The sequence below is a fragment of the Indiicoccus explosivorum genome (genome assembly GCF_002167005.1).
GTDB lineage: Bacteria > Bacillota > Bacilli > Bacillales_A > Planococcaceae > Indiicoccus > Indiicoccus explosivorum.
Map to the genome: position 1 here is coordinate 12872 of NZ_NHTN01000019.1, position 23551 is coordinate 36422.

Below are 23551 nucleotides of genomic sequence, written 5' to 3' on the forward strand. Positions count from 1 at the left end.
TGGATGGAGAAGTTGCGGAAGCAGGACGTTGATCAGTTGAACGCCCTTGCCCTTGCCTACATGGGGGATGCTGTCTATGAACAGGCAGTGCGGGAACATTTGATCCGTACCGGCAATATTCGGCCGAATCAGCTGCACCGTGCCGCGACAGCGTTCGTCTCTGCTAAGGCACAGGCAGCAGTGCTTAAGCGCTTTGTTGATGAATCGACTCTGACCGAACAGGAATTGGCGGTCATGCGGCGGGGCCGCAATGCGAAATCGGGTACTGTCCCGAAAAACACGGATGTACAGACGTACAATTTTAGTACAGCTTATGAGGCGGTACTCGGCTGGCTTTATTTAAAAGAAGAGTACAGGCGTCTTGAAGAGCTGATCGGACTTTCGATCCGCTATGCCGATGAAAGGAGAGGAACAGCGACATGAGGAATGAGACGCCTGAAATCATTGCCGGCAGGAACCCTGTGCTCGAGGCTCTCCGGTCCGGCAGGGAAATGAACAAAATCTGGATAGCAGAAGGTGTGCAGAAAAAAGGAATCGGTGAACTTCTATCGCTTGCAAAAGAGCAGGGGGTTTTGGTTCAGTATGTACCGAAGAAAAAAATCGATTCCCTGACGGATGCAGCTCACCAGGGAATCGCCGCGTCCGTTGCGGCATATGACTATGCGGAACTTGAGGATCTGTTCGATGCAGCGGCAAAACGGCAGGAAGACCCGTTTTTTATTGTGTTGGATGAACTCGAGGACCCCCATAATCTCGGTTCCATTTTGAGGACGGCGGACGCTGCGGGTGTCCATGGCATCATTATCCCGAAGCGGCGATCGGTCAGTCTGACGGCGACAGTAGCAAAAGCGTCGACGGGCGCAATCGAGCATGTTCCTGTCGTCCGTGTCGGAAATTTGGCTCAGACAGTGGATGAACTGAAAGCGCGCGGTGTCTGGATTGCCGGCACCGACGCCAAAGGTGCGCAGGATTACCGGCGGATGGACGCGGGTCTGCCGCTTGCTGTCATTATCGGGAGTGAGGGAAAAGGAATGGGGCGGCTGCTGCGGGATAAATGCGATTTCCTGTACAAGCTGCCGATGTCAGGGCATGTCACCTCCCTCAATGCTTCTGTGGCTGCCGGTCTGCTGATCTATGAAGTTTACCGGAAACGGAATCCGCTGGGGTGAGCCATGGATATCCTGCTGGTGGACGGCTACAACATCATCGGTGACTGGAAGGAATTGAAACAGCTGAAGGATTCCCGGCTGGCGGACGCCCGGGACCGGTTACTTGACCGGATGGCTGAGTATGCGAGCTACAAAGGGTGGCGGGTCATCGTCATTTTCGATGCCCATCTTGTTCCGGGTCTGGAAAGCAAAAACAGCAGGCACCGGGTGGAAGTGATTTATACACGGCAGAACGAGACGGCGGATGAACGGATTGAGAAGCTGGCCGCCGCTCTCCGGAACCGCCGGGATCAAATTTATGTGGCGACTTCGGATAATACGGAACAGCGGGTCATCTTCGCTCAGGGGGCGCTTCGCATTTCTGCGCGGGAATTCGAAATCGAAATGGAAGAAATCGAAAAGCGGATTTCGAAAAGGGTGAAGGAGATCCAGGACAGCCGGGCTATTTCTAAAATCCAGCTATCGGATGAAGTAGCTGAAATTTTCGAAAAATGGAGAAGAGGCGGTCAATGAGTGGTTGACGCTTAATTTTTCTATCCTGTATACTAAGGCAAAGAGCTCGCGTGACCGGAGGGAAAGCCCGTGGGGAATCAGGAGCAAGTTCAGCAGCAGCGTTTAGCGGTTTTCACAGATGAAGAACTTGTCGGCCTGGTCCATAGCGGTGACACCGAGGCGCTGGACTTTCTGATTACAAAGTTCAGACCCATTGTCCGGATGAAAGCGCGATCCTATTTTTTGATCGGAGCCGACCGTGAAGATATCATTCAGGAAGGCATGATCGGTCTCTACAAGGGCATACGCGATTACCGGGGAGATAAACTTTCCTCATTCCGAGCCTTTGCAGAGCTTTGCATTGTCCGTCAGATCATTACGGCCATCAAGACGGCGACCAGACAAAAGCATATTCCGCTAAACTCTTACGTATCGCTCGATAAACCGATTTACGATGAGGAATCCGACCGCACGCTTCTTGATGTATTGGCCGGCGGAATTCTGGAAGATCCTGAAGAACTGATGATCAATCGGGAGGAGTTTTCGTATATCGAAGAGAAAATGGAGGAAGTGCTGAGCAGTCTTGAACGGGAAGTGCTGTCCCTTTACTTGGAAGGGGAGACGTACCAGGAGATATCAGAAAAGCTGAATAGGCATGTCAAGTCGATTGATAATGCACTTCAGCGCGTCAAACGGAAACTGGAGCGCCATCTTCAGGCAGACTGGACAGGAACGACTTGACAGGATGTTGACAGCCTGCTTTCCGGATGGTAATCTGAGGAAAGGTCCATACTGACTGACATACGGAAATGATGGAAATCGCTTGCTTGCGCAGGGCGGTTTTGGAGTTCGGAGGTTTATGACAGACATGGGTAAGATCAGTAATTTCTTCAGTAAAGTCGTTTCGGAAATGCGGAAAGTCAGCTGGCCGAAACGGAAAGAACTCACGCGCTATACCGTGATCGTTCTGACAACAGTCATTTTCATGGCCGTTTTCTTTGCGGCGGTGGATACAGGCATTTCAGCGCTGTTCCGCTGGTTCTTAAGCATCTAGTGTCCGGCATCGTGAATAATGCGTAAAAAATAGCCCGTCATGATTACCATACGGGTTTTTTCATTTGGAAAAAAGGAGGGACGGACGCTAAGTCCTAACACCGATGGAGAAAAATTGGTATGTGGTCCATACGTATTCAGGTTATGAAAATAAAGTAAAGGCGAACTTGGAAAAGCGCGTCGAAACAATGGGGATGCAGGATAAGATTTTCCGGGTGATTGTTCCCGAAGAACAGGAAACCGACTTCAAGAATGGCAAAAAGCGGACGGTCATGCGGAAAACGTTCCCTGGCTATGTGCTCGTGGAATTGGTGATGACGGATGATTCCTGGTACGTCGTGCGGAATACGCCGGGGGTTACAGGTTTTATCGGATCATCCGGGGGCGGTGCTAAACCGACACCGCTTCTGGAGGAAGAAGTCGATTTCATCCTCCGTCAGATGGGTATGAAGGAAAAGAAAGTGGAAGCGGACTTTGCTGTCGGTGAAACGGTGGAAGTCGTGGAAGGTCCATTCGAGCATTTTCAGGGGAAAGTCGAAGAATTGGACGAGCCAAAAGGGAAAGTCAAGGTGTCGATCGATATGTTCGGCCGTGAGACGAAAATGGAACTCGATTTCAGCCAGGTGCGGAAAATCTAGTTAAGACTTGCTATTTTCTTTGTCGAGTGGTACTATTCATAAGTCAGACTGTTAATTGCTCAAGCAAGAACAGACGGATATTTGAGTGGGAGGGGCGACCCTGTGACCACATCACGAACTTAAGGAGGTGTGTTTCGTGGCTAAAAAAGTTATTAAAGTTGTGAAACTGCAAATCCCTGCAGCGAAAGCGAACCCAGCACCGCCGGTAGGTCCTGCACTTGGTCAGGCCGGTGTAAACATCATGGGATTCTGTAAGGAGTTCAACGCACGCACTGCTGAGCAGGCGGGCCTGATCATCCCTGTAGAGATTACAGTATTCGAAGACCGTTCGTTTACATTCATCACAAAAACTCCGCCAGCTGCTGTTCTGTTGAAAAAAGCAGCCGGTATTGATTCCGGTTCAGGCGAGCCGAACCGCAATAAAGTGGCGACTGTGAAGCGCGACAAAGTTCGTGAAATCGCAGAAACAAAAATGCCGGATCTGAATGCGGCTTCTGTTGAAGCGGCTATGCAGATGGTTGAAGGTACTGCCCGCAGCATGGGTATCGTGATCGAAGACTGATCGGCAGAACAAAGCTTTCTGAAGAGGGTTGTGTGATCGTAAGGATTGCGCAGCCCTTAATCGTGGGAGGTTCATTCCGCTATACCACAATGAGGAGGACGTTTTAAAATGGCAAAAACAAGCAAAAAGCAGCAAGAAGCTGCGAAATTGGTTGACCGCACACAGCTGTACAGCGTACAGGAAGCGGTCGCTCTCGCAAAACAGGCAAGCAAAGTGAATTTCGACGCTACTGTTGAAGTGGCTTTCCGCCTCGGCATCGACACGCGTAAAAACGATCAGCAGATCCGCGGCGCGGTCGTGCTTCCGAACGGCACAGGCAAGACGCAGCGCGTACTCGTTTTCGCAAAAGGCGACAAGCTGAAAGAAGCGGAAGCAGCTGGCGCAGATTATGCGGGAGATACTGAATATATCCAGAAGATCCAGCAGGGCTGGTTCGACTTCGATGTAATCGTTGCGACTCCTGACATGATGGGCGAAGTCGGGAAAATTGGCCGGATCCTCGGACCGAAAGGCCTTATGCCGAACCCGAAAACCGGCACTGTTACTTTCGATGTAACGAAAGCTGTTGAAGAGATCAAAGCAGGTAAAGTGGAATACCGGGCTGAAAAGAACGGGATCGTCCATGCGCCAATCGGAAAAGTTTCATTCGAAGATGAAAAACTCGTCGAAAACTTCCGTACCGTTTTCGATACTCTTCAAAAAGCGAAGCCGGCAGCGGCTAAAGGTGTCTTCATGAAGTCTGTCCACGTGACAACGACTATGGGGCCTTCCGTTAAAATCGATACGAACTCAGTAACTGCCAAAGGTTAAGGTTGACACATGACCTCGTCTCTGCTAAGATGGCTGAGTTGAGCAATCACATATTTGTACCGCAGACAGCAGGGGCCAAGTGCTTAATCATCCTGCCGAGGTCATGATCATTCCGGATTAACCTTTGAATGAGACTGATTCGCGCCTCCGTGTCTGTGACCGGAGGCTTTTCTTATGGCGGTATAAGTAATAATCCTACAGGAGGTGCCAAAATGAGCGTTAAAGCTATCGAAACGAAAAAAGTTAAAGTTCAGGAAATCGCAGACAAGTTCGCAGCTGCTGCCTCAGTTGTGGTCGTAGACTACCGCGGTCTTGACGTGGCTGAAGTGACAGAGCTCCGTAAACAGCTCCGCGACGCAGGCGTTGAGTTCAAAGTGTACAAAAACACGATGACACGGCGCGCCACTGAAGCGCAGGGCTTCGAAGCGATCAATGAATTCCTGACTGGACCGAATGCGATTGCATTCTCGAACGAGGATGTCGTTGCACCGGCCAAAATCATCAACAACTTCGCGAAAACTCACGAAGCGCTTGAAATCAAAACGGGCATCATTGAAGGCAACGTTGCAACGGCCGCTGAAGTGCAGGCACTGGCAGATCTGCCATCCCGCGAAGGCTTGCTTTCCATGGTTCTCAGCGTACTGCAAGCTCCGATGCGCAACTTCGCTCTCGCTACGAAAGCAGTTGCAGATCAGAAAGAAGAACAGGGCGCTTAATCCGGCTGACCGGCTGACAGCGTAAAAAATATAACTTACCAGGAGGAACTAAAAATGAACAACCAGCAAATCCTTGATGCAATCAAAGAAATGACAGTTCTCGAACTGAACGATCTCGTAAAAGCAATCGAAGAAGAATTCGGTGTAACTGCTGCTGCACCTGTGGCTGTAGCTGCTGGCGGCGGAGCTGCTGCTGAAGAAGAAAAAACTGAATTCGATCTCGTCCTCGCAAGCGCTGGCGATCAGAAGATCAAAGTCATCAAAGTGGTTCGTGAAATCACTGGTCTCGGCCTGAAAGAAGCGAAAGCGCTTGTTGACGAAGCTCCTAAAGCACTTAAAGAAGGCGTTTCGAAAGAAGAAGCTGAAGAAGCGAAAGGCAAACTTGAAGAAGTTGGCGCTTCTGTAGAAGTGAAGTAATTCACGAATATGAATGGAACAAAAGCTCGTCATTAACACGGCGGGCTTTTTTTCTCATTCAAGGGAGGACCAGCATGTCACAGCACTACTATTCCAAAAACCCTCAAGCAAAAAGCCGCCCTCAAGAATGGACATACACACTCCGCGGCACAGCCTTCCGCTTTCGGACGGATTCGGGTGTTTTTAGCCGACAGGAAGTGGATTTCGGGTCGAAGCTTCTGATTGAAGCATTCGACTTTCCGGAAGTCCCCGGTCCCTTGGCGGATCTCGGATCCGGCTATGGACCGGTCGGTCTTTCGCTGGCAAAAAGTTTTCCGGATCGGCTCGTCCATCTCGTTGACATAAATAACCGGGCGCTGGAACTGGCCCGTGTGAACGCTGAACTTAATGGCATCGGGAATGTTTCCATTTATGAAAGCGATGCACTGCTTGCAGCGGAAGATACAGAGTTCGCTGCAATCCTCACTAATCCGCCGATACGGGCAGGAAAAGAAACGGTTTTCCGCTTTTATGAGGAAGCCCATATGAAGCTGGCGCAAGGCGGTTCTCTTTGGGCAGTGATCCAGAAAAAGCAGGGAGCACCTTCCACTGAAAAAAAACTGACAGAACTGTTCGGCAATGTGCGGACGGCAGTTAAAGAAAAAGGCTATTTTGTTTTCTGTTCGATAAAAAATTGACTTGACAAATCAGCTGTGATATTATAATTAAATGCTAAAAACTTTATTCTGAGATCGTTTGCCCTTTTTTAGCCAGGGGAAACGAAGCACATACGCACAAGGTAACCGAAAATGAGTGATCCAAACTCGTTTTCTTTTTGTCTTCCGGTGCCCTTACGTTTTAAAGTGCCGACAAGACGCATAAATGCTTTATTGAGGGGTGAATGAGTTGGCAGGTCAACTAGTTCAGTACGGACAGCATCGTCAGCGCAGAAGTTTTTCAAGAATCAATGAGGTACTTGAACTTCCGAATCTCATTGAAATCCAGACAGCATCCTATGACTGGTTCCTGGAGGAAGGGCTGCGCGAAATGTTCCGTGATATTTCGCCGATTGAAGATTTCACAGGAAACCTTTCCTTGGAATTCGTCGATTACAGCTTGGGTGAGCCAAAGTATTCAGTCGATGAGTCGAAGCAGCGCGATGTGACATTCGCTGCACCGCTCCGCGTTAAAGTACGGCTGCATAATAAAGAGACGGATGAAGTGAAAGAGCAGGATGTCTTCATGGGGGATTTCCCACTCATGACAGAAACCGGCACATTCGTCATCAATGGAGCGGAACGCGTCATCGTGTCGCAGCTTGTACGTTCGCCGAGCGTTTATTTCCATGATAAGACTGACAAGAACGGGAAACGCGGCTTCGGAGCCACTGTTATTCCAAACAGAGGAGCTTGGCTTGAATATGAGACCGATGCCAAGGATGTCGTGTACGTCAGAATTGACCGGACTCGAAAACTGCCGGTGACAGTACTGTTGCGTGCCCTTGGATTCGGATCAGACCAAGAAATCATCGACTTGATCGGCGATAATGAATTTCTCCAGAACACCCTTGAAAAAGATAATACGGAAAGCACAGAAAAAGCGCTCCTCGAGATCTACGAGCGCCTCCGTCCAGGGGAGCCTCCGACTGTAGAAAGCGCAAAGAGCCTGTTGTATTCACGGTTCTTCGACCCGAAACGCTATGATTTAGCGAACGTCGGACGTTATAAAATGAATAAAAAACTCCACATCAAGAATCGGCTGTTCAATCAGACAGTAGCTGAAACCCTGGCTGATCCGGAAACAGGCGAGATTCTTGCGGAAGCAGGAACGGTCATCGACCGGCGGACGCTCGACAGACTGATTCCTAATTTGGAAAATGGCATCGGATTCCGCACGATCTCAGAAGTGGGCGGCGTGCTGGATGAGGACATAACGATCCAGTCCATTAAGATTTATGCGCCGAATGATGAATCGCAGAAAGAAATCAATGTCATCAGCAATGCATATATTGAAGACAAAGTGAAGCATATTACGCCTGCGGATATCGTCTCTTCCATCAGTTATTTCTTCAATCTGCTCTATGGCGTCGGCAATACCGACGACATCGACCATTTGGGGAACCGGCGACTTCGGTCTGTCGGGGAGCTGCTGCAGAACCAATTCCGTATCGGGCTTTCCCGTATGGAACGTGTCGTGCGTGAGCGGATGTCGATCAACGACACGCAGACAATCGTGCCGCAGCAACTGATCAATATCCGTCCGGTCATTGCATCGATCAAAGAGTTCTTCGGAAGCTCTCAGCTTTCGCAGTTCATGGACCAGACGAACCCGCTTGCTGAACTGACGCACAAACGCCGTCTCTCGGCTCTCGGACCGGGTGGACTGACGCGGGAACGTGCCGGGTTCGAAGTTCGGGACGTCCATTATTCCCACTATGGCCGCATGTGTCCGATTGAAACGCCGGAAGGTCCGAATATCGGTTTGATCAACTCACTTTCTTCATACGCGAAAGTGAATAAATTCGGTTTCATCGAAACGCCATATCGCCATGTCGATCCGGAGACAGGGAAAGTCACCTCTCAAATCGACTACTTGACTGCAGATGAAGAAGACAACTATGTTGTAGCACAGGCGAATGCGCCGCTTAACGAAGATGGCTCTTTCCAGAACGAAGAAGTGGTTGCCCGTTTCCGCGGAGAAAACACCACTTTCAAACGGGAACGTATTGATTACATGGATGTATCACCGAAACAAGTTGTTTCGGCTGCTACAGCGTGTATCCCGTTCCTCGAGAACGACGACTCCAACCGTGCGCTCATGGGTGCGAACATGCAGCGGCAGGCAGTCCCGCTCCTTAATCCGGAAGCCCCGTTTGTCGGCACCGGAATGGAACATGTCAATGCGCGTGATTCAGGAGCGGCTGTCACTGCAAAGTATGATGGGATCGTCGAACATGTGGAAGCAAAAGAAATCCGGGTAAGGCGCATTGAGGAAGTTGGAGGAACCGAAGTCAAAGGAGACCTCACGACGTACCGGCTGCAGAAATTCATCCGTTCTAACCAAGGAACCAGCTATAACCAGCGGCCGAACGTAAAAGTCGGAGACCGCGTGAAAAAACGCGATATTCTGGCCGACGGCCCGTCGATGGAAAAAGGCGAGATGGCGCTTGGCCGGAACGTCCTTGTCGGCTTCATGACATGGGAAGGTTTCAACTACGAAGATGCCGTCATTATGAGTGAACGACTTGTAAAGGACGACGTCTACACTTCTGTTCACATTGAGGAATATGAATCGGATGCCCGTGATACGAAACTCGGACCTGAAGAAATTACACGCGACATTCCGAACGTCGGCGAAGATGCCCTCCGGAATCTGGATGACCGTGGGATCATCCGCATTGGTGCGGAAGTGAAAGACGGTGATATCCTCGTCGGTAAAGTCACACCGAAAGGGATGACGGAACTGACAGCGGAAGAGCGGCTCCTTCACGCGATTTTCGGTGAAAAAGCGCGTGAAGTCCGGGATACTTCTCTCCGTGTGCCGCATGGTGCAGGCGGTATTGTATTGGACGTCAAGATCTTCAATCGGGAAGATGGCGATGAACTGCCGCCGGGTGTCAACCAGCTTGTGCGTGTCTACATTGTTCAGAAACGGAAAATTTCAGTCGGTGACAAGATGGCCGGCCGTCACGGGAATAAAGGGGTCATCTCCCGGATTCTTCCTGAAGAGGATATGCCATTCCTGCCTGATGGAACACCGATTGATATTATGCTCAATCCGCTCGGGGTGCCTTCGCGGATGAATATCGGTCAGGTACTTGAACTTCATCTCGGCATGGCCGCCCGCTCGCTCGGTCTTCATATGGCTTCTGCAGTATTTGATGGAGCGAATGAAGAAGATGTATGGGAAACAATGGAAGAAGCCGGCATGTCACGTGACGGAAAGACGGTCCTTTACGACGGCCGTTCCGGTGAACCGTTCGATAACCGTGTTTCGGTCGGAGTGATGTACATGATCAAACTGGCGCACATGGTTGATGATAAACTTCATGCGCGTTCAACAGGTCCTTATTCACTTGTTACACAGCAGCCGCTCGGCGGTAAAGCCCAGTTTGGCGGGCAGCGTTTTGGAGAGATGGAGGTATGGGCGCTTGAAGCATATGGAGCGGCCTACACACTCCAGGAAATTCTGACAGTGAAATCGGATGATGTTGTCGGACGTGTGAAAACGTACGAAGCGATCGTCAAGGGTGACAGTGTGCCGGAGCCAAGTGTTCCGGAATCGTTCAAGGTGTTGATCAAAGAGCTCCAGAGCCTTGGTATGGACGTGAAGATGCTGACGGCTGACGACGAAGAAATCGAACTCCGTGATCTGGATGATGAAGAGGATCTCCAGCCGGCGGACTCATTGAACATCATGCCTGCAGCGGAAGAAGAACCTGCAGGACTGGTTGACTGATCTGAGGAAGATGGACTGCTTTTGCAGTCCTCTTCCCATCTGTTTTTTGCAAAACAAGAGGAAAAGCCGGACAGAAACTCGACATAAAAAGGGAGGCAGGCTCCTTGATAGATGTTAACAACTTTGAATATATGAAGATCGGTTTAGCTTCACCGGATAAAATCCGTTCGTGGTCTTACGGGGAAGTCAAAAAACCGGAAACAATCAATTACCGCACCTTGAAGCCCGAGAAAGACGGCCTGTTCTGTGAGCGCATTTTCGGACCGACGAAAGACTGGGAATGCCATTGCGGAAAGTACAAGCGAGTCCGCTACAAGGGCGTTGTCTGTGATCGCTGTGGTGTTGAAGTCACCCGCGCAAAAGTCCGCCGCGAGCGGATGGGCCATATTGAACTGGCTGCCTCTGTATCGCACATCTGGTACTTTAAGGGCATTCCGAGCCGAATGGGTCTCATCTTGGATATTTCACCGCGGTCTCTGGAAGAAGTTATTTATTTTGCTTCTTACGTAGTCATTGACCCGGCAGATACCCCGCTTGAGAAAAAACAGCTTCTGTCTGAAAAAGAATACCGGGCTTACCGCGAGAAGTACGGCCGTAAATTCCAGGCAGCTATGGGCGCGGAAGCGATCAAGCGTCTTCTCCAGGAAATCGATCTTGAAAAGGAAACCGATATCCTGAAAGAGGAACTGAAAACCGCACAGGGACAGCGGCGCACCCGGGCAATCAAGCGTTTGGAAGTTGTGGAGTCATTCCGCAACTCGGGTAACCGGCCTGAATGGATGGTGCTCGACGTACTGCCGGTCATTCCGCCGGAACTCCGCCCGATGGTACAGCTCGACGGTGGGCGTTTCGCGACATCTGACCTGAACGATCTGTACCGCCGCGTAATCAACCGGAACAACCGTCTGAAACGCCTGCTGGATCTCGGGGCGCCGAGCATTATTGTTCAGAACGAAAAACGGATGCTGCAGGAAGCGGTTGATGCACTGATCGATAACGGACGCCGCGGCCGTCCAGTCACAGGGCCGGGTAACCGTCCGCTCAAATCCCTCTCTCACATGCTGAAAGGGAAACAGGGCCGTTTCCGTCAGAACCTTCTCGGAAAACGGGTCGATTATTCCGGCCGTTCTGTTATTGTTGTCGGACCGAACTTAAAAATGTACCAGTGCGGGCTTCCAAGGGAAATGGCGATCGAACTGTTCAAGCCGTTCGTCATGAAAGAATTGGTCGAACGCGGACTTGCGCATAACATTAAGAGCGCAAAACGTAAAATCGAGCGTCTTCACTCGGAAGTATGGGATGTCCTCGAAGAAGTCATCAAGGAGCACCCGGTTCTCCTGAACCGTGCACCGACGCTCCACCGTCTTGGTATCCAGGCATTCGAGCCGACGCTTGTCGAGGGACGCGCAATCCGTCTGCATCCGCTCGTCTGTACGGCATACAATGCCGACTTCGACGGTGACCAGATGGCTGTCCACGTGCCGCTCTCTTCAGAAGCGCAGGCAGAGGCCCGTCTTCTGATGCTCGCAGCCCAGAACATCCTGAACCCGAAAGACGGGAAGCCGGTTGTTACACCGTCACAGGATATGGTTCTCGGTAACTATTACCTGACGCTTGAGCGCAAAAATGCAACAGGCGAAGGTTCAGTGTTCTACGGGCCGGATGAAGTAATGATTGCGTACCGGAACGGTCATGTTCACCTGCATTCGCGGATCGCGATTAAAGCTTCATCTGTGAACAATCCGACATTTACAGAAGAGCAGAATAAGATGCTTCTCCTGACGACGGTCGGGAAAGTAATCTTTAATGAAATTCTGCCGAAATCGTTCCCGTATATTAATGAACCGACCGATTTCAACTTGCAGGAAGAAACACCGGCTAAATACTTCGTATCGCCTGATACAGATGTACGGGCCCATTTCGAAAATGCCGAACTCGTCCAGCCGTTCAAGAAGAAAATCCTTGGAAACATCATCGCAGAAGTGTTCAAACGGTTCCATATCACGGAAACGTCCCGGATGCTTGACCGCATGAAGAACCTTGGGTTCAGCTATTCCACAAAAGCGGGTATCACCATCGGTATTTCAGACATTGTGGTATTGCCGGATAAAGGCGAGATTCTTGAAGAAGCGCAAGATAAAGTGGATAAAGTGACGAAGCAGTTCCGCCGCGGTCTTATTACAGAAGAAGAGCGCTATGAACGCGTTATTTCTTACTGGAGCCAAGCGAAGGATGTCATTCAGGACAAGCTGATGGCGTCACTTGACAATTTGAATCCAATCTTCATGATGAGCGATTCCGGTGCGCGTGGTAACGCATCGAACTTCACACAGCTCGCAGGTATGCGCGGTCTCATGGCCAACCCGGCCGGCCGGATCATCGAACTTCCGATCAAGTCGTCGTTCCGTGAAGGCCTTACGGTACTCGAGTACTTTATTTCGACGCACGGAGCGCGTAAAGGTCTTGCCGATACAGCTCTGAAAACGGCTGACTCCGGTTATCTGACCCGCCGTCTTGTTGATGTGGCACAGGATGTCATCGTCCGGGAAGACGATTGCGGAACAGATCGGGGCCTGCTTGTCGGCTCCTTGATGGAAGGCACAGAAGTGATTGAGGAACTCGAGGAACGGATTGTCGGCCGCCACACGAAAAAGACGATCCGCCATCCGGAGACGAAAGAAGTGCTCCTTGCGAGAGATGAACTTATCACGGAAGATGCCGCACGTACAATTGTCGAAGCGGGAATAAAGGAAGTTACCATCCGTTCGGCATTCACATGTAACACAAAGCATGGTGTATGTAAGAAATGCTACGGTACGAACCTGGCAACGGGTGAAGAAGTCGAAGTGGGCGAAGCGGTCGGTATCATCGCTGCCCAATCAATCGGCGAACCGGGCACACAGCTGACGATGCGGACATTCCATACAGGCGGAGTGGCAGGCAGCGATATCACGCAAGGTCTTCCGCGTATCCAGGAGATTTTTGAATCCCGGAATCCGAAAGGTCAGGCAGTCATCAGTGAAATCACCGGGACTGTCACGTCAGTCGATGAAATCCGCGAAGGCCAGAAGGAGATCACAATCCAAGGTGACGTGGAAACCCGGAAATATTCGACTCCGTATAACGCACGGCTCCGGGTAGCTGAGAATGATCAGATCACGCGCGGACAAGTGCTAACGGAAGGATCGATTGATCCAAAAGAATTGCTGCGCGTGAAAGATGTCGCTTCTGTGCAGGAATACCTGCTTAAGGAAGTACAGAAAGTCTACCGGATGCAGGGCGTTGAAATCGGCGATAAACACGTCGAGGTCATGGTCCGTCAAATGCTCCGCAAAGTGCGCGTCATTGAAGCGGGGGATACGGATCTCCTGCCGGGGTCCCTCCTGGATATCCATCAGTTCACCGAAGCGAATGCGAAAGCGGTCACGGAAGGCAATATGCCGGCAACAAGCCGGCCGGTCATCCTCGGGATCACCAAAGCATCGCTGGAGACAGAATCGTTCCTTTCTGCTGCTTCTTTCCAGGAAACCACACGTGTCCTGACAGATGCAGCGATCAAAGGCAAGCGGGATGAACTTCTCGGCCTTAAGGAAAATGTCATCATCGGCAAGCTGGTTCCAGCCGGAACAGGCATGCAGCGCTACCGTCAGATCGAACTTGACGGTGTCGAGGAAGAAACGGCGGAAGAAGCGGTCAGCGCCGAGTAAGCGGGAAACCGTACCATATACATTCCGGGGAATCCACAACGGAGTTCCCCGGAACATTTTTTGATTATCAGTTGACACTGGAATCGAAGGATGATAACATGTTGAAGGTTGATAATTAACGGTCCCTGAACAAAAAAGGGCTGTACTATCATTGGCGGAAAACAGAACAGCGAGCGCAATGCGCAGCTGATGCAGTTTTTGTGTGCAAAACACAAAGACTTTGTTTTTGCCCAAAAAATGAACCACCTGGATGTGTGGTATTAAGAATTAAATGAGAGGAGGACCTATCGATGCCTACAATTAACCAATTGGTACGTAAGCCTCGTAAATCCAAAAGCAGCAAATCTGACTCACCGGCTTTGAACAAAGGCTATAACAGCTTCAAGAAAAGCCAGACAGACGTGAGCTCACCGCAGAAGCGCGGAGTCTGCACACGTGTCGGAACAATGACACCGAAGAAACCAAACTCGGCACTCCGTAAATACGCACGTGTCCGTCTGACGAACCAGATTGAAGTGACAGCTTATATCCCGGGTGAAGGACACAACCTGCAGGAACACAGCGTCGTGCTGATCCGCGGCGGCCGTGTAAAAGACCTTCCGGGTGTGCGTTACCATATCGTGCGCGGTGCGCTTGATACTGCCGGTGTTAACAACCGTATGCAAAGCCGTTCCCTTTACGGTACGAAAAGACCGAAAGAGAAAAAATAAGTATCACCATAGAAGTGAACTAACTGAAAGGAGGATACCCCATGCCTCGTAAAGGTCCTGTATCCAAACGTGATGTGCTGCCAGATCCGATTTATAACTCGAAACTGGTTACACGTCTGATCAATAAAATGATGGTTGACGGTAAAAAAGGAACTTCCCAGAAAATTCTCTACGGAGCATTCGAACTGATTCGTGAACGCAGCGGCAAAGAGCCGATTGAAGTTTACGAGCAGGCATTGAACAATGTAATGCCAGTACTTGAAGTGCGTGCACGCCGTGTCGGTGGTGCAAACTATCAGGTGCCGGTCGAAGTGCGTCCGGAACGCCGTACAACTCTTGGTCTTCGCTACCTTGTGAATTACTCGCGTCTGCGCGGTGAAAAAACGATGGAAGAGCGTCTGGCTAACGAAATTCTCGATGCGGCCAACAATACTGGTGCGTCTGTGAAGAAACGTGAAGACATGCACAAAATGGCGGAAGCAAACAAAGCATTCGCTCACTACCGCTGGTAATCTTTATTTCCTTTTACTAGCATCTCAAAACGAAACGGAAGGAGAAAGACCACATGCCAAGAGAGTTCTCCTTAGAAAGAACGCGTAATATCGGGATCATGGCTCACATCGATGCCGGTAAGACGACAACTACGGAGCGTATCCTTTACTACACTGGCCGAATCCATAAGCTTGGTGAAACACACGAAGGTGCTTCCCAGATGGACTGGATGGAGCAAGAACAGGAACGCGGAATCACCATCACATCCGCTGCGACAACAGCTGCCTGGAATGACCATCGGGTAAACATCATCGATACTCCAGGACACGTCGATTTCACGGTGGAAGTTGAACGTTCACTCCGTGTATTGGATGGCGCCGTTGCAGTGCTTGACGCGCAGTCCGGTGTTGAACCGCAGACAGAAACGGTTTGGCGCCAGGCAACAACATACGGAGTTCCGCGTGTTGTATTCGTAAACAAAATGGATAAAATCGGAGCGGATTTCCTGTACTCCGTTAAAACAATGCATGACCGCCTCCAGGCGAATGCACATCCGATCCAGTTGCCGATCGGTGCCGAAGACGAGTTTGAAGCGATCATTGACCTTGTCGAAATGAGAGCGATCTTCTACGGGAACGATGAGGGAACGGATATCCAGATCCGTGAAATTCCTGCTGAGTACCAAGAACAGGCAGAAGAATGGCGCGAAAAACTGATTGAAGCTGTTTCGGAACTCGATGAGAACCTCATGGAGAAATACCTGGGCGGCGAAGAAATCACGAACGATGAATTGAAAGCAGCAATCCGCAAAGGCACTGTCAATGTGGAATTCTATCCGGTTGTCTGCGGTTCCGCGTTCAAGAACAAAGGAGTTCAGCTCATGCTGAACGCTGTCATCGATTATCTTCCTTCTCCGCTCGATGTGCCGCCGATTACTGGCCATGTCCCGGATACGGAAGAAGAAGTAGTGCGTAAAGCTGGCGATGATGAGCCATTCTCGGCGCTGGCATTCAAAGTTATGACTGACCCGTATGTCGGGAAACTTACATTCTTCCGGGTGTACTCAGGTGTCCTGAACTCGGGGTCGTATGTACAGAACTCGACAAAAGGGAAGCGTGAACGTGTCGGACGTATCCTTCAGATGCACGCGAATTCCCGTGAAGAAATCGCACAGGTTTATTCCGGAGATATCGCAGCAGCAATCGGTTTGAAAGATACAACGACAGGCGATACGCTCTGTGATGAGAAAAGCCTGGTAATTCTTGAGTCTATGGAGTTCCCTGAGCCGGTTATTTCCCTTTCGGTTGAGCCGAAATCGAAAGCCGACCAGGATAAAATGACACAGGCACTCCAGAAATTGCAGGAAGAAGATCCGACTTTCCGTGCGCACACTGACCAGGAGACTGGACAGGTCATCATCGCGGGTATGGGTGAACTTCACCTTGATATCCTTGTCGACCGTATGCGCCGTGAATTCAAAGTCGAAGCGAACGTGGGTGCTCCTCAGGTATCTTACCGTGAGACATTCCGCAGCTCTGCACAAGTAGAAGGGAAATTCGTCCGTCAGTCCGGTGGCCGCGGTCAGTTCGGACACGTATGGATCGAATTCTCTCCTAACGAAGAGGGCGCAGGTTTCGAATTTGAAAATGCGATCGTCGGCGGTGTCGTTCCGCGTGAATATATCCCGGCTGTTGAAGCTGGTCTCCGCGATTCACTCGATAACGGTGTTATTGCCGGATATCCGCTCATCGACATCAAAGCGAAACTTTATGACGGTTCTTACCATGACGTTGACTCCAACGAAATGGCGTTTAAAGTTGCAGCTTCCATGGCACTGAAAAATGCGATTTCCAAAGTTAACCCGGTTATTCTCGAGCCGATCATGCGCGTCGAAGTTGTTATTCCTGAAGAATACCTTGGGGATATCATGGGTGATATCACGTCACGCCGCGGCCGCGTAGAAGGTATGGATGCCCGTGGTAACGCACAGGTAGTCCGCGCGATGGTTCCGCTTTCTGAAATGTTCGGCTATGCGACTTCACTGCGTTCCAACACGCAGGGGCGCGGAGTGTTCTCTATGCACTTCGACCACTATGAGGAAGTGCCGAAATCGATTTCAGAAGAAATCATCAAGAAAAATAAAGGCGAATAATTGAATTTTGCCTTTGCATCAAGTATAAATAATTTGTAGCCCGGAGCCGCAGGGCCCTGCCGCTCCGGAAGCTGTAAATTATGAGATAAACATTAACTTTGAGGAGGATTTTTCTAATGGGTAAAGCTAAATTTGACCGCTCCAAAACACACGCGAATATCGGTACAATCGGACACGTTGACCATGGTAAAACGACGCTGACTGCTGCAATTGCGACAGTTCTGTCCAGAGCATCAGGCGGGGAAGCCCGTTCTTACGATCAGATCGATAACGCGCCTGAAGAAAAAGAGCGTGGAATCACAATCAATACTTCTCACGTAGAATATGAAACAGAAAAACGCCACTACGCACACGTCGACTGCCCAGGTCACGCTGACTATGTTAAAAACATGATCACTGGCGCTGCGCAGATGGACGGCGGAATCCTGGTAGTTTCTGCTGCTGACGGCCCAATGCCGCAGACTCGTGAGCACATCCTCCTTTCCCGTCAGGTAGGCGTGCCTTACCTCGTCGTATTCCTCAACAAATGCGACATGGTAGACGATGAAGAGCTTCTTGAACTCGTTGAAATGGAAGTACGCGACCTTCTTTCGGAGTATGACTTCCCTGGCGACGATGTTCCTGTCATCAAAGGTTCTGCTCTGAAGGCTCTCGAAGGCGAGGCTGAATGGGAAGAAAAAATCATGGAACTGATGAACGCAGTGGATGAGTACATCCCGACTCCGGAACGCGACACTGACAAGCCGTTCATGATGCCGGTTGAGGACGTCTTCTCAATCACTGGCCGTGGTACTGTTGCGACTGGCCGTGTAGAACGCGGGCAAGTCAAAGTCGGCGATACAGTTGAAATCATCGGTCTTACTGAAGAGCCGAAAACAACAACGGTTACAGGCGTAGAAATGTTCCGTAAACTTCTTGACTATGCAGAAGCTGGCGACAACATCGGTGCTCTGCTCCGTGGTGTAGCTCGTGAAGACATTCAGCGCGGACAAGTTCTGGCAAAGCCAGGCTCGATCACACCGCACACTGAATTCAAAGCGGAAGTTTATGTTCTTTCAAAAGAAGAAGGCGGACGTCATACTCCGTTCTTCTCAAACTACCGCCCGCAGTTCTACTTCCGTACAACTGATGTAACTGGCGTCATCAGCCTTCCTGAAGGTGTCGAAATGGTTATGCCTGGCGATAACATCGAAATGAATGTTGCGCTGATTTCACCAATCGCACTTGAAGAAGGTACAAAGTTCTCCATCCGTGAGGGCGGGCGTACAGTAGGCGCAGGCGTCGTAGCTTCAATCTCGAAGTAAACGGCTGCTCCTGACTCCATCTCATTATTGAGGTGGAGTTTTTTTTATTGTCCTGAAATCTCGTAGCTTTACTGAGTTCGAACAAACTGAAACGCTTTTTTGCTGCGTTGACATTTGTGCCGACATTTGCTATTTTTGAAATCGTGCGCTTTACCGATTTAGCATAGTAAAGGAGAAAAAGGAATGAATGCTGTAATTGTAGCTGTCCTGGTGATGCTCGTACTGAGCTTACTGCGTGTAAATGTTGTGTTTGCCCTGCTCCTTGGAGCGATTGCCGGAGGACTTGCCGGGGGGCTTTCTTTTATGGAGTCAATTACTTCGTTCACCGGAGGTTTAGGGGCGGGAGCTGAAGTTGCGCTTAGTTACGCCATGCTCGGCGGATTTGCGGTCGCTGTTTCGAGAACCGGTATCCCGGAATGGCTTGTAGGATTGTTTTTAAGAGTAATCAAAAAAGAAGAGCGGGAGACACGAACCGGACTGGCGAAGGTGCTCTTGATCTTAGTGCTGCTGCTGATGGCGATATTTTCACAGAATCTTATTCCCATCCACATCGCTTTTATTCCTCTTCTGCTTCCTCCGATTCTCCATATCTTGAATGAACTGCAGATTGACCGGAGATTAATTGCATCTGTGCTGACGTTCGGTTTGGTAGCTCCGTACATGTTACTGCCTTATGGATTCGGCCTCATCTTCCATGAAATCATTGCAACCCAAATGGGACTTGCGGGCATGGAAGTGGAAATGTCGGACATACCGAAAGCCATGATTCTGCCGACAGCTGGTCTGTTTGCCGGTTTGCTGATTGCCGTATTTATTTCTTACCGAAATAAACGCCAGTATCGGCAGATTGGAAATAACAAAGATACGGCAGAAATCCGGCCGGTCACCCGAAAGGATCTGGTAGCGACAGCTGCGGCGCTGGTTGCGGCTCTGGTGCTGCAAATCTACACAGATTCTATGGTTGCAGGCGCACTGGCTGGAATTCTTGTTCTGTACGGTTCGGGGGCTATGAAATGGAAGGAGGCAGACTCCGTTTTAACAGAAGGCATGCAAATGATGGCTTTCATCGGCTTTGTAATCATTGCCGCGAACGGATTTGCTTCTGTGATCCAGGAGACTGGAGCCATCACGCCGCTTGTGGAAACAGCCTCTGACTTATTCGGGAACAGCCGCCTGCTCGCATCGCTGGTCATGCTGCTGGCTGGACTGTTTGTCACGATGGGGATCGGCTCTTCTTTTGCTACGATTCCTGTCATAGCTGCGATATTCGTACCGCTTGCAACAGAGTTCGGGTTTTCAGAATTGGCGACTATTGCGCTCATCGGCACTGCAGGGGCCCTTGGAGATGCTGGATCACCAGCCTCCGATTCCACACTGGGTCCGACGGCCGGGTTGAACGTGGATGGGCAGCATAACCACATTTGGGATACTTGTGTGCCGACATTCCTCCATTATAATGTCCCGCTCGTCCTGTTCGGCTGGCTGGCGGTAATGGTGCTTCCATAGAAGGTTTTTGTTTGAAAAAGCGGACGTCAGCATTTATAATAATGAAGGTTGTGTACTGGAAAAGGGATTTCGTGAAAATGCTTGCGAAATTCCTTTTCTTTCTGTATAATGTTGAATGTTGGTCTTTGACTGCGATGAAGCGAGAGGTTACCGACACACCCGGCCGCTTTGCCATGGCGAGTGTACGGAAAATTTTCGTGGAGAAGTCTAGAAAATAGGCGAAAAGGAGGGAAAATAATGGCAAAACAAAAAATTCGTATCCGTTTAAAAGCGTATGATCACAGAGTTCTGGATCAGTCAGCGGAGAAAATCGTGGAAACAGCGAAGCGTTCAGGTGCAAATGTATCCGGTCCGATTCCGCTTCCGACGGAGAAAACTGTTTACACAATCCTGCGTGCTGTCCACAAGTACAAAGATGCTCGTGAACAATTCGAAATGCGCACTCACAAACGTCTGATCGATATCGTCAATCCGACGCCACAGACAGTCGATGCGCTCATGAAACTGGACTTGCCGTCCGGTGTCGACATTGAAATCAAACTTTAATCGGTAAACGAACATATAAGCCATTATTTTATTTATCAATCACAGGAGGTGTGACGACATGACCAAAGGAATCTTAGGCAGAAAAATCGGCATGACGCAGGTATTTGCGGAAAACGGTGACCTGATCCCTGTAACTGTCATTGAAGCGACGCCGAACGTCGTTCTTCAGAAAAAGACAGTGGCAACGGATGGCTATGATGCAATCCAGCTCGGTTTTGAAGATAAGCGGGAAAAGCTTTCGAACAAACCGGAAAAAGGACACGCTGTAAAAGCAAACACTGCACCTAAGCGCTTCGTTCGCGAATTTCGCAATGTAAATGCTGCCGATTTTGAAGTTGGTCAGGAAGTCGGAGTAACAGTTTTCGCTGAAGGCGATACAGTAGATGTAACAGGAACAACAAAAGGGAAGGGATTCCAGGGTGTTATCAAGCGCCACGGACAGTCCCGCGGACCGATGGCTCACGGTTCACGCTATCACCGCCGCCCGGGTTCAATGGGACCGGTTGCGCCTAACCGCGTATTCAAGCAAAAGAAATTGCCGGGCCAGATGGGCGGAAACACAGTAACAATCCAAAACCTCGAAATCGTTCGGGTGGACGCAGACCGCAACCTGCTTCTCATTAAAGGGAATGTACCAGGCGCGCGCAAGTCACTCATTCGTGTACGGGCTGCTGTAAAAGCATAAGAACTGCTGAAGGAAGGAGGAAAAAAGAATGCCTAAACTTACTCTTTTAAACCAATCAGGCTCTCAGGTTGGCGACATCGAACTCAGCGACTACGTCTTCGGGATTGAACCGAATGAAGCGGTCCTGTTCGATGCGGTGATCGCACAGCGCGCATCACTTCGTCAGGGAAACCATAAAGTAAAAAATCGTTCTGAAGTAGCGGGCGGCGGGAAAAAGCCGTGGCGCCAAAAAGGAACTGGACGTGCGCGTCAGGGATCGATCCGTTCACCGCAATGGCGCGGAGGCGGTACTGTATTCGGGCCGACACCACGCAGCTATAGCTACAAGTTGCCGAAGAAGGTACGCCGTTTGGCACTTCGTTCTGCACTGTCTTCCAAAGTGGCGGACAACAGCATGACTGTGCTTGAAGGCCTTGCTTTCGATGCACCAAAAACAAAAGCATTCGTTCAGCTGACGAAAGATCTGTCAACAGCAAGAAAGACATTGTTCGTAACAGCGGACCTCGATGAGAACGTAGCACTTTCTGCACGCAACATCCAGGGAATCACTGTATTGCCGGCAAGCGGCATCAATGTCCTCGATCTGGTTGCGCATGATCAGGTCGTCATCACGAAAGCTGCAGTAGAAAAAATTGAGGAGGTGCTTGGATAATGGAAGCACGTGACATTCTGAAGCGTCCGGTCATTACTGAGCGCTCTTCTGAATTAATGGCTGAGAGAAAGTACACCTTCGAAGTGGACACTCGCGCCAATAAAACACAAGTTAAAGACGCAGTCGAAGAAATTTTCGGCGTGGATGTTGAGAAAGTCAACATCATGAACTACAAAGGCAAGTTCAAGCGCATGGGACGTTTCGGCGGATATACAAACAAACGCCGCAAAGCGATCGTGAAGCTGACAGCCGACAGCAAAGACATCGAAATTTTTGAAGTGTAATTTCCTATAGAATAGGAACAATAAACGAAGGAGGGAACAACCATGGCGATCAAAAAGTATAAACCTACCTCCAACGGCCGTCGTAACATGACAAGCTCTGATTTCGCGGAAATTACAACGAATAAACCAGAGAAGTCCCTTTTGCAGCCGACAAAGCGCAAAGGCGGCCGTAACAACCAAGGTAAGTTGACTGTACGCCACCAGGGCGGCGGACATAAACGCCAGTACCGTGTCATCGATTTTAAGCGTGATAAAGATGGCATTCCAGGACGCGTTGCTACAATCGAGTACGATCCGAACCGTTCTGCCAACATTGCACTTATCCACTATGTGGACGGAGAAAAACGCTACATCTTAGCTCCTAAAGGACTGACTGTGGGAACGCAGATCATGTCCGGTACGGAAGCTGACATCAAAGCAGGAAACGCACTTCCGCTTTCCAGCATCCCGATGGGCTCCATCATCCACAACATCGAACTGAAGCCAGGCGCTGGCGGACAGCTCGTCCGTTCCGCAGGGACTTCCGCTCAAGTCCTCGGCCGTGAAGGCAAATATACGATTGTACGTCTGCAGTCCGGAGAAGTCCGTATGGTTCTCTCTACTTGCCGCGCTACGATCGGACAGGTCGGAAACGAACAGCACGAACTGATCAACATCGGTAAAGCCGGACGCTCACGCTGGTTGGGCAAACGTCCGACAGTCCGCGGTTCCGTCATGAACCCGAATGATCACCCGCACGGCGGTGGTGAAGGGAAAGCGCCAATCGGACGCAAATCACCAATGTCGCCTTGGGGCAAACCGACACTCGGTTACAAAACACGCAAAAAGAAAAACAAATCCAATAAATTCATCGTACGCCGACGCAAAAATAAAGAGATACCGCTGCGGTTCGTCAACAGAACCGTGGTGGAATCACGAAGGGAGGATCCCAAATGGGTCGCAGCTTGAAAAAAGGACCTTTTGTCGATGACCATCTCATGAAGAAAGTCGAAGCACAAAAGGACAACGAGAAAAAACAAGTGATCAGAACTTGGTCCCGCCGTTCCACTATCTTCCCGTCTTTCATCGGGCAGACGATTGCGGTATACGACGGACGCAAACATGTACCGGTTTATGTGACTGAAGACATGGTTGGCCATAAACTCGGTGAATTCGCACCAACGCGCACGTACAAAGGCCACGGTGCAGATGACAAGAAAACAAGACGTTAATTGAGAGG

At 50.2% G+C, this 23551-nt stretch carries 23 protein-coding genes, 1 pseudogene and 1 other annotated feature; all 24 genes and pseudogenes read left to right on the top strand.

What is annotated here, in order from left to right:
• Positions 1–3: 3 nt before the first annotated feature.
• Positions 4–423, top strand: coding sequence for a Mini-ribonuclease 3 (locus CCE92_RS06595; RefSeq protein ID WP_088006733.1), 420 nt, complete (start codon positions 4–6; stop codon positions 421–423).
• The gene (rlmB, locus tag CCE92_RS06600; RefSeq protein WP_088006734.1) at positions 420–1169 is read left to right on the top strand and encodes a 23S rRNA (guanosine(2251)-2'-O)-methyltransferase RlmB; all 750 of its coding nucleotides are present in this window, start codon (positions 420–422) and stop codon (positions 1167–1169) included. The genes CCE92_RS06595 and rlmB overlap by 4 nt, the downstream gene beginning before the upstream one ends.
• A gap of 3 nt (positions 1170–1172) precedes the next feature.
• Complete coding sequence (locus tag CCE92_RS06605) at positions 1173–1682, top strand: NYN domain-containing protein (protein ID WP_088006735.1); 510 nt, start codon at positions 1173–1175, stop codon at positions 1680–1682.
• Between the two features lie 69 nt (positions 1683–1751).
• A complete protein-coding gene (gene sigH / locus CCE92_RS06610) occupies positions 1752–2402 on the top strand; it encodes an RNA polymerase sporulation sigma factor SigH (protein WP_088006736.1) in 651 nt (216 codons plus the stop codon).
• A gap of 127 nt (positions 2403–2529) precedes the next feature.
• Positions 2530–2715 (top strand): preprotein translocase subunit SecE, encoded by a 186-nt coding sequence (secE, locus tag CCE92_RS06615; protein ID WP_088006737.1) that lies wholly within the window; start codon positions 2530–2532, stop codon positions 2713–2715.
• A 103-nt stretch (positions 2716–2818) separates the two neighbouring features.
• Complete coding sequence (gene nusG, locus CCE92_RS06620) at positions 2819–3352, top strand: transcription termination/antitermination protein NusG (protein WP_088006738.1); 534 nt, start codon at positions 2819–2821, stop codon at positions 3350–3352.
• A gap of 136 nt (positions 3353–3488) precedes the next feature.
• Positions 3489–3914 (top strand): 50S ribosomal protein L11, encoded by a 426-nt coding sequence (gene rplK / locus CCE92_RS06625; RefSeq protein ID WP_144390983.1) that lies wholly within the window; start codon positions 3489–3491, stop codon positions 3912–3914.
• 108 nt (positions 3915–4022) lie between these two features.
• Positions 4023–4724, top strand: a complete 702-nt coding sequence (rplA, locus tag CCE92_RS06630) for a 50S ribosomal protein L1 (RefSeq protein WP_088006740.1) — start codon at positions 4023–4025, stop codon at positions 4722–4724.
• A 41-nt stretch (positions 4725–4765) separates the two neighbouring features.
• Positions 4766–4906, top strand: a sequence feature (ribosomal protein L10 leader region).
• Between the two features lie 30 nt (positions 4907–4936).
• Positions 4937–5440: a 50S ribosomal protein L10 gene (rplJ, locus tag CCE92_RS06635; RefSeq protein WP_088006741.1), complete on the top strand. Its 504-nt coding sequence runs from the start codon at positions 4937–4939 to the stop codon at positions 5438–5440.
• Between the two features lie 54 nt (positions 5441–5494).
• Positions 5495–5857, top strand: coding sequence for a 50S ribosomal protein L7/L12 (gene rplL / locus CCE92_RS06640; RefSeq protein WP_088006742.1), 363 nt, complete (start codon positions 5495–5497; stop codon positions 5855–5857).
• A gap of 74 nt (positions 5858–5931) precedes the next feature.
• Positions 5932–6534 (top strand): class I SAM-dependent methyltransferase, encoded by a 603-nt coding sequence (locus CCE92_RS06645; RefSeq protein ID WP_088006743.1) that lies wholly within the window; start codon positions 5932–5934, stop codon positions 6532–6534.
• Between the two features lie 208 nt (positions 6535–6742).
• Positions 6743–10294, top strand: a complete 3552-nt coding sequence (gene rpoB / locus CCE92_RS06650; RefSeq protein ID WP_088006744.1) for a DNA-directed RNA polymerase subunit beta — start codon at positions 6743–6745, stop codon at positions 10292–10294.
• Positions 10295–10398: 104 nt separating this feature from the next.
• Positions 10399–14001 (top strand): DNA-directed RNA polymerase subunit beta', encoded by a 3603-nt coding sequence (gene rpoC, locus CCE92_RS06655; RefSeq protein ID WP_088006745.1) that lies wholly within the window; start codon positions 10399–10401, stop codon positions 13999–14001.
• Positions 14002–14291: 290 nt separating this feature from the next.
• The gene (gene rpsL / locus CCE92_RS06660) at positions 14292–14711 is read left to right on the top strand and encodes a 30S ribosomal protein S12 (RefSeq protein WP_077587632.1); all 420 of its coding nucleotides are present in this window, start codon (positions 14292–14294) and stop codon (positions 14709–14711) included.
• Between the two features lie 41 nt (positions 14712–14752).
• The gene (gene rpsG / locus CCE92_RS06665) at positions 14753–15223 is read left to right on the top strand and encodes a 30S ribosomal protein S7 (RefSeq protein WP_088006746.1); all 471 of its coding nucleotides are present in this window, start codon (positions 14753–14755) and stop codon (positions 15221–15223) included.
• 53 nt (positions 15224–15276) lie between these two features.
• Positions 15277–17355 carry an elongation factor G gene (gene fusA / locus CCE92_RS06670; RefSeq protein ID WP_088006747.1) on the top strand — a complete coding sequence of 693 codons (2079 nt, stop codon included), beginning with the start codon at positions 15277–15279 and terminating at the stop codon, positions 17353–17355.
• Positions 17356–17471: 116 nt separating this feature from the next.
• The gene (tuf, locus tag CCE92_RS06675; protein ID WP_088006748.1) at positions 17472–18659 is read left to right on the top strand and encodes an elongation factor Tu; all 1188 of its coding nucleotides are present in this window, start codon (positions 17472–17474) and stop codon (positions 18657–18659) included.
• A 183-nt stretch (positions 18660–18842) separates the two neighbouring features.
• Complete coding sequence (locus CCE92_RS06680; protein ID WP_088006749.1) at positions 18843–20165, top strand: Na+/H+ antiporter family protein; 1323 nt, start codon at positions 18843–18845, stop codon at positions 20163–20165.
• A gap of 237 nt (positions 20166–20402) precedes the next feature.
• Positions 20403–20711 carry a 30S ribosomal protein S10 gene (rpsJ, locus tag CCE92_RS06690; RefSeq protein ID WP_088006751.1) on the top strand — a complete coding sequence of 103 codons (309 nt, stop codon included), beginning with the start codon at positions 20403–20405 and terminating at the stop codon, positions 20709–20711.
• A gap of 58 nt (positions 20712–20769) precedes the next feature.
• Positions 20770–21396, top strand: coding sequence for a 50S ribosomal protein L3 (gene rplC, locus CCE92_RS06695; RefSeq protein ID WP_088006752.1), 627 nt, complete (start codon positions 20770–20772; stop codon positions 21394–21396).
• 28 nt (positions 21397–21424) lie between these two features.
• Complete coding sequence (gene rplD / locus CCE92_RS06700) at positions 21425–22048, top strand: 50S ribosomal protein L4 (RefSeq protein WP_088006753.1); 624 nt, start codon at positions 21425–21427, stop codon at positions 22046–22048.
• Positions 22048–22332 carry a 50S ribosomal protein L23 gene (gene rplW / locus CCE92_RS06705; RefSeq protein WP_088006754.1) on the top strand — a complete coding sequence of 95 codons (285 nt, stop codon included), beginning with the start codon at positions 22048–22050 and terminating at the stop codon, positions 22330–22332. Before rplD ends, rplW begins: the two co-directional genes overlap by 1 nt.
• 42 nt (positions 22333–22374) lie before the next feature.
• Positions 22375–23205: pseudogene (gene rplB, locus CCE92_RS06710) on the top strand (50S ribosomal protein L2); the annotation flags it as partial.
• Between the two features lie 59 nt (positions 23206–23264).
• Positions 23265–23543, top strand: coding sequence for a 30S ribosomal protein S19 (rpsS, locus tag CCE92_RS06715; protein ID WP_077587651.1), 279 nt, complete (start codon positions 23265–23267; stop codon positions 23541–23543).
• The last annotated feature ends 8 nt before the right edge of the window (positions 23544–23551 follow it).

Coding starts and splice junctions, on each gene's coding strand:
- CCE92_RS06595 (WP_088006733.1), top strand. CDS start 4: ATGGAGAAGTTGCGGAAGCAGGACGTTGATCAGTTGAACGCCCTTGCC.
- rlmB (WP_088006734.1), top strand. CDS start 420: ATGAGGAATGAGACGCCTGAAATCATTGCCGGCAGGAACCCTGTGCTC.
- CCE92_RS06605 (WP_088006735.1), top strand. CDS start 1,173: ATGGATATCCTGCTGGTGGACGGCTACAACATCATCGGTGACTGGAAG.
- secE (WP_088006737.1), top strand. CDS start 2,530: ATGGGTAAGATCAGTAATTTCTTCAGTAAAGTCGTTTCGGAAATGCGG.
- nusG (WP_088006738.1), top strand. CDS start 2,819: ATGGAGAAAAATTGGTATGTGGTCCATACGTATTCAGGTTATGAAAAT.
- rplA (WP_088006740.1), top strand. CDS start 4,023: ATGGCAAAAACAAGCAAAAAGCAGCAAGAAGCTGCGAAATTGGTTGAC.
- rplJ (WP_088006741.1), top strand. CDS start 4,937: ATGAGCGTTAAAGCTATCGAAACGAAAAAAGTTAAAGTTCAGGAAATC.
- rplL (WP_088006742.1), top strand. CDS start 5,495: ATGAACAACCAGCAAATCCTTGATGCAATCAAAGAAATGACAGTTCTC.
- CCE92_RS06645 (WP_088006743.1), top strand. CDS start 5,932: ATGTCACAGCACTACTATTCCAAAAACCCTCAAGCAAAAAGCCGCCCT.
- rpsL (WP_077587632.1), top strand. CDS start 14,292: ATGCCTACAATTAACCAATTGGTACGTAAGCCTCGTAAATCCAAAAGC.
- rpsG (WP_088006746.1), top strand. CDS start 14,753: ATGCCTCGTAAAGGTCCTGTATCCAAACGTGATGTGCTGCCAGATCCG.
- fusA (WP_088006747.1), top strand. CDS start 15,277: ATGCCAAGAGAGTTCTCCTTAGAAAGAACGCGTAATATCGGGATCATG.
- tuf (WP_088006748.1), top strand. CDS start 17,472: ATGGGTAAAGCTAAATTTGACCGCTCCAAAACACACGCGAATATCGGT.
- CCE92_RS06680 (WP_088006749.1), top strand. CDS start 18,843: ATGAATGCTGTAATTGTAGCTGTCCTGGTGATGCTCGTACTGAGCTTA.
- rpsJ (WP_088006751.1), top strand. CDS start 20,403: ATGGCAAAACAAAAAATTCGTATCCGTTTAAAAGCGTATGATCACAGA.
- rplC (WP_088006752.1), top strand. CDS start 20,770: ATGACCAAAGGAATCTTAGGCAGAAAAATCGGCATGACGCAGGTATTT.
- rplD (WP_088006753.1), top strand. CDS start 21,425: ATGCCTAAACTTACTCTTTTAAACCAATCAGGCTCTCAGGTTGGCGAC.
- rplW (WP_088006754.1), top strand. CDS start 22,048: ATGGAAGCACGTGACATTCTGAAGCGTCCGGTCATTACTGAGCGCTCT.
- rpsS (WP_077587651.1), top strand. CDS start 23,265: ATGGGTCGCAGCTTGAAAAAAGGACCTTTTGTCGATGACCATCTCATG.